At 39.8% G+C, this 12726-nt stretch carries 9 protein-coding genes; 4 read left to right on the top strand and 5 right to left on the bottom strand.

Translation table 11 applies throughout. The annotated features are described in order from the left end of the window. Positions 1–61: 61 nt before the first annotated feature. From lpdA to nadC, 5 genes are all read right to left on the bottom strand, one after another. Positions 62–1489 carry a dihydrolipoyl dehydrogenase gene (gene lpdA, locus PR808_RS08740; protein ID WP_206082677.1) on the bottom strand — a complete coding sequence of 476 codons (1428 nt, stop codon included), beginning with the start codon at positions 1487–1489 and terminating at the stop codon, positions 62–64. A gap of 204 nt (positions 1490–1693) precedes the next feature. Beyond that, positions 1694–3538: a pyruvate dehydrogenase complex dihydrolipoyllysine-residue acetyltransferase gene (aceF, locus tag PR808_RS08735; protein ID WP_272539118.1), complete on the bottom strand. Its 1845-nt coding sequence runs from the start codon at positions 3536–3538 to the stop codon at positions 1694–1696. A gap of 13 nt (positions 3539–3551) precedes the next feature. Continuing rightward, entirely contained in the window at positions 3552–6218 is a 2667-nt protein-coding gene (aceE, locus tag PR808_RS08730) for a pyruvate dehydrogenase (acetyl-transferring), homodimeric type (protein ID WP_206082679.1), read from the bottom strand. 171 nt (positions 6219–6389) lie between these two features. Continuing rightward, positions 6390–7160, bottom strand: a complete 771-nt coding sequence (gene pdhR, locus PR808_RS08725) for a pyruvate dehydrogenase complex transcriptional repressor PdhR (protein WP_206082680.1) — start codon at positions 7158–7160, stop codon at positions 6390–6392. Between the two features lie 596 nt (positions 7161–7756). Further along, positions 7757–8659: a carboxylating nicotinate-nucleotide diphosphorylase gene (nadC, locus tag PR808_RS08720; RefSeq protein ID WP_206082681.1), complete on the bottom strand. Its 903-nt coding sequence runs from the start codon at positions 8657–8659 to the stop codon at positions 7757–7759. Between the two features lie 105 nt (positions 8660–8764). Between nadC and ampD the strand changes: the two genes are divergently transcribed. From ampD to PR808_RS08700, 4 genes are all read left to right on the top strand, one after another. Further along, positions 8765–9301: a 1,6-anhydro-N-acetylmuramyl-L-alanine amidase AmpD gene (gene ampD, locus PR808_RS08715; protein WP_272539117.1), complete on the top strand. Its 537-nt coding sequence runs from the start codon at positions 8765–8767 to the stop codon at positions 9299–9301. 276 nt (positions 9302–9577) lie between these two features. Continuing rightward, positions 9578–10003 carry a prepilin peptidase-dependent pilin gene (ppdD, locus tag PR808_RS08710; protein WP_206082683.1) on the top strand — a complete coding sequence of 142 codons (426 nt, stop codon included), beginning with the start codon at positions 9578–9580 and terminating at the stop codon, positions 10001–10003. 12 nt (positions 10004–10015) lie between these two features. Continuing rightward, positions 10016–11413, top strand: coding sequence for an ATPase, T2SS/T4P/T4SS family (locus PR808_RS08705; protein WP_206082684.1), 1398 nt, complete (start codon positions 10016–10018; stop codon positions 11411–11413). Position 11414: 1 nt separating this feature from the next. After that, positions 11415–12593 (top strand): type II secretion system F family protein, encoded by a 1179-nt coding sequence (locus PR808_RS08700; RefSeq protein ID WP_272539116.1) that lies wholly within the window; start codon positions 11415–11417, stop codon positions 12591–12593. The last annotated feature ends 133 nt before the right edge of the window (positions 12594–12726 follow it).

Here is a 12726-nt window from a genome sequence, read left to right as displayed (position 1 = left end):
AATTTGCTTTGGTGATAAACAGCATACTAGAGATACTGTTTATCTATGCGATTAAAGAAAATTATTTTTTCTTTTTCGCTTTTGCGTTTGGTAAATCAGTAATGCTACCTTCGTAAATCTCAGCAGCCATACCGATTGATTCATACAGTGTTGGGTGAGCATGGATAGTTAATGCTAAATCTTCAGCATCACAGCCCATTTCAATTGCTAGGCCGATTTCGCCCAGTAATTCACCACCGTTCACACCGACAACCGCACCACCGATAACACGGTTAGATTGCTTGTCGAAAATCAGCTTAGTCATACCTTCTGAGCAGTCAGATGCAATTGCACGACCTGACGCAGCCCATGGGAAAGTCGCAACTTCGTAGCTGATATTTTGTTCTTTCGCTTCTTTTTCAGTTAAACCAACCCATGCAACTTCTGGCTCAGTATAAGCGATTGATGGGATCACTTTCGGGTCAAAGTAATGTTTCAGACCAGAGATAACCTCTGCTGCAACGTGACCTTCGTGAACACCTTTGTGAGCCAACATTGGTTGACCAACGATATCACCGATAGCGAAAATGTGTGGAACGTTAGTGCGCATTTGTTTATCCACGTGGATAAAGCCGCGATCATCAACTTCAACGCCAGCTTTGCCTGCATCTAAGTTTTTACCGTTAGGAACACGGCCGATAGCCACTAACACAGCATCATAACGTTGTGGTTCTGCGGAAGCTTTTTTACCTTCCATAGACACATAAATACCGTCTTCTTTCGCTTCAACTGCGGTAACTTTCGTTTCTAACAGCAGGTTGAATTTTTTGCTGATTTGTTTGGTGAATACTTTAACCACATCTTTGTCAGCCGCAGGGATGACTTGGTCAAACATTTCAACCACATCGATTTGAGAACCCAGTGCATGGTACACAGTTCCCATTTCTAAACCGATGATGCCACCGCCCATAACCAGAAGACGCTCTGGAACTTCTTTCAGTTCTAACGCATCGGTTGAATCCCAAATACGTGGGTCTTCATGAGGAATGAATGGTAATTGAATTGGACGTGAGCCCGCTGCAATGATTGCGTTATCGAAATTGATAGTCGTACTACCGTTTTCGCCTTCAACAACCAGCGTATTTGCACCCGTAAATTTACCCAGACCGTTAACGACGGTCACTTTACGACCTTTCGCCATCCCAGCTAGACCACCCGTCAGCTGATTAATGACTTTTTCTTTCCATAAGCGAACTTTAGAGATATCAGTTTTTGGCTCACCAAATACGATACCGTGCTCTGCTAATGCTTTCGCTTCTTCGATCACTTTTGCAACATGCAATAAAGCTTTTGAAGGGATACAACCCACGTTTAAACAAACACCACCAAGGGTTGAATAACGTTCAACTAAAACAGTTTCTAAACCTAAGTCAGCGCAACGGAAAGCCGCAGAATAACCTGCAGGGCCTGCACCAAGCACAACGACTTGGGCTTTAATTTCAGTACTCATCATGACCTCTTTTTGTTTTGTCCAGCGGTACTGCTGAATAAACGATCTTCCACTGGAAAAGTACACACCGAGAGCAGTTTACAGAATTGTTAACACCCTGAAAAGGCTCATTTCGTGATGTAACTCCCAACCTTTCGTAGCAGCAGCAAAAAATTCTGCCTCAGCCTAAATAAAACAGACCGGCCTATCAGCCGGTCTTATTATTTACATCACTAAACGGCGAATATCGCTCATTAATTGCCCTACTAGGGTGATGAAGCGTGCTCCATCAGCCCCATCGATGACACGGTGGTCAAAGGACAGTGACATAGGCAGGATCAGGCGAGGAACAAACTCGCTACCGTTCCAAACAGGTTTCATTGAAGAGCGTGACAGCCCCATAATAGCCACTTCTGGTGCGTTCACGATTGGTGCAAAACCAGTTGTACCGATACCACCAAGGCTAGAGATGGTGAAACATCCGCCTTGCATATCAGCCGCAGTCAGTTTACCTGCACGCGCTTTCTTAGAAACTTCCATCAGTTCACGAGATAACTCTAAAATGCCTTTTTTGTTAACGTCTTTAAAGACAGGAACAACTAAGCCATTTGGTGTATCAACCGCGATACCGATATTGATATATTTTTTCAAGAACAGACGCTGTGCATCTTCAGAAATCGAGCTGTTAAAGCGCGGCATTTCTTCCAGGGCGCGGGCAACTGCTTTCATGACAAAAACTAATGGCGTGATTTTCACGTCCAGTTTTTTCTTCTCTGCTTCTTTATTCTGTTGCTTACGGAATTCTTCAACTTCAGTGGTATCCACTTCTTCCATCAGCGTAACGTGTGGGATCATCACCCAGTTACGGCTCAGGTTTGCACCAGAGATTTTTTGGATACGACCCAGTTCGACTTCTTCAACTTCACCAAACTTGCTGTAATCTACTTTCGGCCATGGCAGCATACCAGGTAAACCACCACCTGCTGCAGCTGGAGACTCAGCACGTTTGACTGCATCTTTCACGTAAGCTTGGACGTCTTCACGCAGGATACGGCCTTTACGACCAGTACCTTTTACTTTCGCTAAGTTAACACCGAACTCACGCGCTAAGCGGCGAATAACCGGTGTTGCGTGGATGTATGCGTCGTTCTCAACAAATTCATTTTTGCTATCAGCTGCTTTTGCAGCTGGTGCCGCTGCAGGTGCTGGTGCCGCTGCTTGAGCAACTGGTGCCGCAGCTGGTGCTGCACCGGCAACTTCAAAAGTCATGATCAGCGAGCCAGTTTTCACTTTGTCGCCTGTCGCAATCTTGATTTCTTTAACAGTACCAGCAAATGGTGCAGGAACTTCCATTGATGCTTTATCGCCTTCAACCGTAATGATTGATTGCTCAGCAGAAACGGTGTCGCCCACTTTAACCATTACTTCGGTAACTTCAACTTCATCACCGCCGATATCTGGCACGTTAACGTCTTTAATTGCAGAGGCTGCTGGAGCCGCTGGTGCTGCTTGTGCAACTGGAGCAGCGGCTGGCGCTGCGCCTGCGACTTCAAAGACCATGATCAGCGAACCAGTTTTCACTTTATCGCCTGTCGCAATCTTGATTTCTTTAACAGTTCCAGCAAATGGCGCTGGGACTTCCATTGACGCTTTATCGCCTTCAACAGTAATTAAAGATTGTTCTGCGGTCACGGTGTCACCCACTTTAACCATGATTTCAGTGACTTCGACTTCATCGCCACCGATATCTGGTACAGCAACGTCTTTTGACGCTGCTGCGCTTGGTGCTGCCGCAGGGGCTGCTGGCGCTTGTGCGGGAGCTGGTGCTGCTGCACCCGCTTCTGCTTCAAAGACCATGATTAGCGAGCCAGTTTTTACTTTGTCGCCTGTCGCAATTTTAATTTCTTTTACCACACCCGCTTGTGGTGATGGGACTTCCATAGAAGCTTTATCACCTTCAACGGTAATGAGCGATTGCTCTGCTTCTACTTTATCACCAACTTTAACCATCACCTCGGTGACTTCAACTTCATCAGCACCGATATCTGGCACTTGGATTTCAATAGACATTGATATTTACCTCTTATGCCAAACGTGGGTTAACTTTTTCTGGGTTAATGTTGTATTTTTTAATCGCTTCTTCAACGACTTTAACATCAACCTCACCACGTTTAGCTAATTCACCTAACGCTGCTACGATGACATAGCTGGTATCCACTTCGAAGTGGTGACGCAGGTTTTCACGACTGTCAGAACGACCAAAACCATCAGTACCCAGTACGCGGTAATCACTTGCAGGTACATAAGTACGAACTTGTTCAGCAAACAGTTTCATGTAGTCAGTTGATGCAACTGCTGGTGCGTCATTCATTACTTGTGCAATGTATGGAACGCGTGGTGTTGCAGATGGGTGCAGCATGTTCCAACGCTCACAATCTTGACCATCACGTGCCAATTCAGTGAATGAGGTTACACTGTAAACATCAGAACCAATGCCATACTCTGCAGACAGAATATCTGCCGCTTCACGAACGTGGCGCATCATTGAACCTGAACCTAACAACTGCACTTTACCTTTGCTACCTTCAACAGAAGCCAGTTTGTAGATACCTTTACGGATACCTTCCTCTGCACCTTCTGGCATTGCAGGCATGTGGTAGTTTTCGTTCAGAGTCGTGATGTAGTAGTACACGTTCTCTTGTTTCTCACCGTACATGCGCTCTAAACCGTTTTGCATAATCACTGCAACTTCATAAGCGAATGCAGGGTCATAAGAAATACAGTTAGGAATAGTCAGTGATTGAATATGGCTGTGACCATCTTCGTGTTGTAAGCCTTCACCATTCAGCGTTGTACGACCTGAAGTACCACCAATCAGGAAGCCACGTGCTTGTTGGTCACCCGCTGCCCACATTAAGTCACCAATACGTTGGAAACCAAACATTGAGTAGTAGATATAGAATGGGATCATCGGCAAGTTGTTAGTACTGTAAGATGTTGCAGCCGCTAACCAAGAAGAACCTGCGCCCAACTCATTGATACCTTCTTGCAGGATTTGACCTTTCGAGTCTTCTTTATAGTAGGCAACCTGTTCTCTGTCTTGCGGTGTATATTGCTGACCTTTCGGGCTATAAATACCGATTTGACGGAACAGACCTTCCATACCAAATGTACGCGCTTCGTCAGCGATAATTGGCACTAAACGCTCTTTAATAGAGTTGTTTTTCAACATCACGTTCAATGCACGAACGAAAGCAATTGTGGTCGAAATTTCTTTTGATTGTTCTTCTAATAATTGGCTGAAATCTGCCAGTGCAGGGATTTCCAGTTTCTCATCAAAAGTTGAACGACGAGCAGGCAAATAACCACCCAGCGCTTGGCGACGCTCGTGCAGGTATTTGTACTCTTCGGAATCTTTTTCGAAAGTAATGTATGGCAGTTTTTCGATTTGCTCATCAGCCACTGGCACATTGAATTGATCACGGAAGTGGCGAACACCGTCCATGTTCATTTTCTTCACTTGGTGCGCAATGTTTTTACCTTCAGCTGTTTCGCCCATACCATAACCTTTAATGGTTTGCGCTAAAATAACAGTTGGTTTGCCTTTGGTTTCTTTTGCTTTCGCAAATGCAGCATAGACTTTCTTCGGATCGTGACCACCACGGTTCAATGCCCAAATTTCATCATCAGTCATATCTTTAACTAATGCTGCAGTTTCTGGGTAACGATTGAAGAAGTGTTCACGAACGTACGCGCCGTCGCGTGATTTAAAGGTCTGGTAGTCACCATCTAAAGTTTCGTTCATTAACTGAACAAGTTTGCCGCTCGTATCTTTACGCAGCAGCTCGTCCCAACGGTCACCCCACATAACTTTGATAACTTGCCAGCCAGCACCGTTAAAGATACCTTCTAATTCGTTAACAATTTTTCCGTTACCTGTTACTGGGCCATCTAGACGTTGCAGGTTACAGTTGATAACGAAAACTAAGTTATCTAGTTTATCGCGTGTTGCGATAGTAATCGCACCTTTAGATTCTGGCTCATCCATCTCACCATCACCTAAGAATGCATATACGCGCTGCGCAGATGTATCTTTCAGGCCACGGTTATCAAGGTATTTCAGGAACTTAGCTTGATAGATAGCATTGATTGGGCCCAGCCCCATTGATACTGTCGGGAATTGCCAGAAGTCAGGCATCAATTTAGGGTGCGGATATGAAGATAGGCCATTACCACCAATTTCTTGACGGAAGTTGTTCATTTGCTCTTCAGTTAAACGCCCTTCTAAGAAAGCACGTGCATAGATACCTGGAGAGATGTGACCTTGGAAGAATACTAAGTCTCCGCCATCATTATTGTTATGAGCACGGAAGAAGTGGTTGAAGCAGACTTCATACAAGGTTGCTGATGACTGGAAAGAAGCCATGTGGCCGCCCAGTTCTAAGTCTTTTTTAGACGCACGCAGAACAGTCATTACTGCGTTCCAGCGAATTGCAGAGCGAATACGGCGCTCTAAGTCCATGTTACCAGGGTATGCAGGCTCATCTTCAACAGCAATTGTGTTGATGTAATCAGAACGACCAGATGCACCAGCAGCAATACTTACGCCGCCTTTACGCGCTTCGCTTAATACCTGTTCGATAATAAACTGAGCACGATCAACACCTTCTTCACGGATGACCGATTCAATCGCCTGTAGCCAGTCGCGAGTTTCAATCGGATCCACGTCATTTTTTAACATATCTGACATGGTGTATTCCTTATCTGTTATCTATTTTATATGGTTATGTGGAGCCTATCTTCCCGCTATTTTCCCAATATTGCTAAAACAGCGGGAAGATAGGCCCTGATGTAGTTGCCGCTTTAACTCTCTTTTAGAGCATTCACAATAATATAGACGCAGCAGTCAGGATCTATATTACTAAGTTAAATCAGGGTGTTGCTGTAACCGCCGTAAAGAACGTTCTCTACGAGTTTGCTCTCGGCTAATATCCAATAGCAAATCTTCAATAAAAGACAGGTGACGGTGAGATGCTTCGCGCGCTTTTTCAGGTTCTCTTGCCATTATTGCAGCAAAAATTTGTGCTCTATGGGAGCTAACCGCGTTATACATCTCTTTACGGGTATACAAAAATTCAAAGTTTTGACGGATATTCTGTTCTAACATTGGGATCATGCAGCGCAATAAATGCAATAGAACCACGTTGTGAGCCGCTTCTGTCACAATGAGTTGGTATTGGAGTACCGCATCTGACTCGGCATCTAACTCGCCGCTTTTTTGCGCGGTTTCGATAAGTTCATAACTTTGACGAATACGGTCAAGATCTTCTTCAGTACCACGGAGTGCAGCATAATAGGCCGCAATACCTTCAAGGGCATGACGAGTTTCAAGAAGATCAAATTGAGATTCGGGATTACCTTCGAGTAACTGAGCTAAAGGATCACTAAAGCTTTGCCACATTTTCTTTTGTACGAAGGTGCCGCCGCCTTGACGACGAGATAGAAGCCCTTTCGCTTCTAATGTTTGAATTGCTTCACGCACTGATGGCCTAGATACGTCAAACTGTTTTGCGAGTTCACGTTCAGGGGGCAGCTTTTCGCCAGGGCGCAATGTCCCTTCGAAAATAAGATGTTCAAGCCGTTGCTCTATTACATCTGATAACTTTGGTTGGCGAATTTTACCGTAAGTCATAATCTGCCATATTCATAAGTGAGTAATTATTGATTACGTATTACCCAGTGTTAATTGGTAATACCAATTTGTTTATGGGCTAATAAAGTAACAAAGTATTCACTATCTGTCCATAAAGACCTTGCGCTAAATCATAAAATCCTGCAAATATTAACAATTTATTTTAAAATTTAGCATGTTTTGATAACTAAACAACCAATGTCGTGAGAGTATTTTTAACATAAAAAACATCATTTACCGATTAAAAATACAAACTGAATCGTAAAAGCAATCATTTTAATGAATAAAAATTCATTAAAAGCAAATTAAAAATCAAATAAAATCTTAGCTGCTCTATTATACTTAAACGTCTCACTTTTTTTGTTTCAAAAATGTTAAAATCACAACTGAATTTACACTTATCTTAAATTCTAACCGCATCTTCAACTCAAATTGGCCCGCTTTCTATAGAATAATATTGATGCTTTTAAAAATAATATGCCAATACTTCCACTTTATGAATACTGATATAAATCACTTAATGAGAAATAAAAGAACTGTATGATGAAATTGAGCAATACAGTTCTTATATCAAACTTTGATAGCGTAATGATGCCCTAGGAATGGTTCTCAACAAAACGCATTGATAAGTCCATCGCTTGAATATGTTTAGTCAAAGCACCCACTGAAATAAAATCAATGCCAGTTTCTGCAAATTCTTTTATTGTTTTTAGTGTCACATTACCTGAGACTTCAAGCGCAGCCTTCCCTGCAGTTAGCACTACAGCCTCTTTCATCATTGTCGGTGTAAAGTTATCTAACATAATGATGTCTGCGCCTGCTTTTAGCGCTAGAAGTAACTCATCTAGGCTTTCCACTTCAATTTCAATAGGTACTTCAGGGTGTGCTTGTCTGGCAAGTTCAACCGCCATATCCACCGAACCTGCTGAAATAATATGATTTTCTTTAATTAAATAGGCATCTGACAATCCCAAACGATGGTTAAATCCCCCTCCCATAAGAACAGCATACTTCAATGCAGTTCTTAGGCCAGGAATCGTTTTGCGAGTATCAAGTAGCTTGGCACGAGTTCCTGCAATCTCTTTTACATATATCGCAGTTACTGTCGAAACCGAAGAGAGTGTTTGGATAAAATTCAGCGCAGTCCGCTCCCCTGTTAATAAAACTTGAGATGGTCCCTGCATTTCACATAACACTTGATTTGATGTGACGGTATCACCGTCTTTCACTTTCCAATCAATTTTAACTAGCCCGCCTAATTGAAGAAAGACTTCTTCTAACCATTGTTTACCGCAAAAGATACCGTTTTCCCGTGTAATAATACGGGCGGTTGCAATCGCGCTTTCACTAAGTAGCTGCCCTGTGATATCTCTTTTATAGTCAACAACCTGTCCAAGGTCTTCTTTTAATGCAACTGTCACCATAAAAGGGATATCAACTGCTAATCGCTCTAATAGAATGCCGCGTCTTTGCTGTTCATCATAACGCCGTATAGCCATTTCTTTCTCCAAAATATGCTCTCGTCTTATTGTATCTATGCTAATCTTTCCATCCAAAGATAACGAGCCCTGACAAAAAGAAGATAGAATACTATGGATCACGAGATGAAAATACATGATGGTTGGTTAAATAATGTGACTCATATCCCCTCACCGCATCATGATCAACGCCCTGATGGTGTTACTCCCTCTTTGCTTGTTATCCATAATATTAGCCTTCCTCCAGGTCAATTTGGTGGGCCTTATATTAATCAATTATTCACGGGGGTTTTGAATCCTCAAGAACATCCTTTTTTTGAGGAAATAAAACACCTTCGCGTTTCTGCTCATTGCTTAATTCGCCGTGATGGCTCAATTATTCAATATGTTCCTTTTCATTTACGTGCTTGGCATGCAGGGCAATCAAGCTACCAAGGAAAAGAAAAATGCAATGATTTTTCAATTGGCATTGAGCTAGAAGGCACTGATTTTGAGCCATTTACTGAATCACAGTACCAATCTCTCGCGACTTTAACCCAACAACTTATTACTCAATATCCATTGATTGCCCATAATATTACGGGTCATAGTGATATCGCCCCTTTACGTAAAACCGATCCTGGTCCATTTTTTGATTGGCAATATTATAGAAGCTTACTTTAAAATTAGTTTAATCATATATAGCAATGAAAATTAATTATTTTTTAATTGCTATATATTTATTATTCTTAATACATCCATTTTCCTTTAATTAAAGAAATTAAAAAAGGCCAATATTAAAATTAAATTATATTTTGCGAAGCCGATCGATAAAAAATGTAATAAACCATAAATTCATTTATTTATCTACAAAGCGTTTCGCAACATCATTTACAATGAATAAAATATAGAGAAAAATAGCTTTATGATAAAACCTCACTTAACAACAGAGGTTTTATCATGCGCCAACAAGGATTTTCACTTATCGAAATAATGGTTGTTATTGCAATAATATCTATACTTGGTGTTATTGCTATTCCTGGTTATCAAAGCTATATGCAAAAGGCTGCAATGACCGATGTCCTGCAAACCATTTTACCTTACAAAAATAGTATTGAAATATGCCACTTCAATTTCGGTAGTCTATCTCAATGTAATAGTGGCAACGATAATATTCCAAATAATATTTCAGGGAAACACATCAAAACCATTGATGTAAAATCAGGTATTGTGAAACTGAGTGGAGATAAAACATTATCAGATCTTAATATTACACTAACACCTGTTGTCACAGGTAATAACTCGCCATTTAAATGGAATGTTGCTTGCGAAATAAAAGACAATACCAATTTAAAATCTTTATGTGAAAAAACGTTTAGTTTTTAATTAGGGGTAATTATGAATATAACGAAAGATAACCAGTTTATATTTAAAGAACTAAAAAAACTATGTGATAAGCACTATATTATTATCGTGGATTATAACCATAAAAGATTATCTATAGCCACGGTTAAAAAACCTGATGATAATCTTATGGCAACTCTAAAGTTTATTGCTAGCGTTCCTGTTTGCTATGATATTTGGCCTAAAGAAAAGGTTGATCATTACTTCAATAGTGTAATACATCAAATCAAAGAGGAGGATATCCCTTACCAACCTAAAGAAGCAGAGACATTAAATATTACATCCCCTGCGGTTGATTTTGTTGAGAATTTACTTAAAACCGCAGTTCATAAACGCTCATCAGATATTCATCTTGAGCCATCCAAACAGGGGTTAAAGATTAGGATTCGTGTTGATGGGAAACTTTACTTTCTTCCTTCAGCACCCTACGAAATTAACAATGAAATCATTGCTCGGCTAAAAATACTTTCCAAAATGAATATTGCGGAAAAAAGACGTCCACAGGATGGACAAATGAATTGGTATTTTGATGGGCAAAATTACAGCATACGCCTTTCTAGTATTCCCACCTTATATGGTGAGAAACTCGTATTAAGAATTCTTAATACTCAATTAAAATATTCATTAGAGCACATAGGGATGTGCTCTTCCCTTCTTGACTCATTAAAAAGATACTTAAATCAGCCTCAGGGTCTAATCTTAGTGACAGGCCCTACAGGCAGTGGCAAAACAGTGACTTTATATAGTGCCCTGGAATTTTTAAATCAATCTTCTCGGAATATTTCAACAATAGAAGACCCAATTGAAATTCCTTTGCAAGGAATTAATCAAATACAGGTTCATGAAAAATCCGAACTTAGCTTTGCTTTTATTCTTAGAGCACTATTACGCCAAGATCCCGATATTATTATGATTGGTGAAATAAGGGATGAAGAAACCGCCCAAATTGCTACTCGTGCAGCGCAAACTGGCCATTTAGTTTTATCTACATTGCATACTAATTGTACTGTAAGCGCTATAGAACGTATGATCCAGCTTGGCGTAGAAAAAAAACAATTAATGTCTTGCTTAAAAATGGTGATAGCTCAAAGATTAGTACGTAAATTATGTCCTAAATGTAAAATACCTACACCATCAAAAACTCAGCTAAATAGAGTGTTAACGATTAATGAATGGAGGTCTAAGGGATGTGAGCACTGTTTTTCTGGCTTTATGGGAAGAACAGCTGTTTATGAGTACATTGACCAGCAAATAATTCAAGATTTACAGGAGCAACAAGGTCGTAATATTGTAAATTTTGAACGTCTTTTTCAAGCAGGTATCAAGCTCATTGAATCAGGGGAAACAACGTTACAAGAAATTTACGCCATTGTTGGCAACGAGGGGGCTTGAAATGTTCATTTATTCATATATTGCACTCAATGCTCGCAACCAAATAATTGAAGATACCTTGTTAGCTAAAAGTAAAAAAAAAGCTTTTCTTATTATTACTGAAAATAACCTTATTCCATTGAAAATCAAAATTAAAGCGATTTTTAATTTAAATCACGCCTGTATTAACTATCGAATACATTTCTTTCATCAACTAGGTGCCTTAACATCATCTGGGATAACACTAATACAAAGCTTAAAAATACTTTCAGAAAATTGCCACCTTCCTTTTTGGCGTCACTTTATTAAAAATTTGATTCTACATATCGAAAAAGGGGAGCTTTTTTCCGATTTTTTAAAGAATCATCCACAAATTTTTAGCAGTACAATTATTAGCCTTATCATTGTTGCAGAAAAGACAGGTAAATATGATGAAAATTTTAATACGATTAGCTTTATGTTAGAACATAATGAAAAAATCTCTGCATTGTTCAAAAAAGCAATACGTTATCCGCTCACTCTCTGTCTATTTTCAGGTATGTTACTATGTATTATGTTTTTGTATGTCATTCCTCAATTTAAAGAAATTTACGATAGCTTTCAACAGGAGCTACCTCTATTAACACAAGCTATGCTTTACGTATCCGACTTTATAAAAGAACAATTCACATATTTTTTATCAGTTATTTTCGTTCTTCTAATATTTACACTAAAAATAAATAAGCATCAGCACTTACAACATTTTTTTTCACAACTGCCAGTATTCAAAAGTTTAATCTCCTATCATTATCTAAGCTTGTATTTTCTAACAGTATCATCCACATATAAAATCGGCCTTCCACTAATTGATTGTTTAAAATGTACAATACAAACAATCAATAATAAGCAATACAAAAAAGATTGTGAAAATATTCTCTCTGCTGTTCTTAAAGGTGGGACACTTTCAAATGCAATGAAAGAGACTGTTTTATTCCCAAGTTTAGCAGTTCAATTAATCGCCGTTGCTGAAGAATCAGGTAAACTCTATTATTTTACAAGATACCTATTTAAGTTCTACTCCGAACAATACATGCTCCATATAGAGAGAAAAGTGAAAAACTTGGAACCTGTCCTTCTTGTATTTATTTCACTCTTAATTGGCATCATTATGCTAGCTATGTATCTTCCAATATTTAATCTAGGGAATGTTGTCACTGGATGATATTTTTTTAATAATATCTATCTCATATTATTAAGATACTCTAACCATATAGAATCATGTTATATAAGTATTTTTAACTATATTCATTCAAGTTAATTTGAGTGAAGACAAACGGATAATTTCAGTGTAATCT

It is taken from the genome of Providencia sp. PROV197 (assembly GCF_028479625.1).
Taxonomy (GTDB): Bacteria; Pseudomonadota; Gammaproteobacteria; order Enterobacterales; family Enterobacteriaceae; genus Providencia; species Providencia vermicola.
Note: the sequence above shows the minus strand (reverse complement) of the source record. Positions and strands in the feature narration are given on the sequence as shown.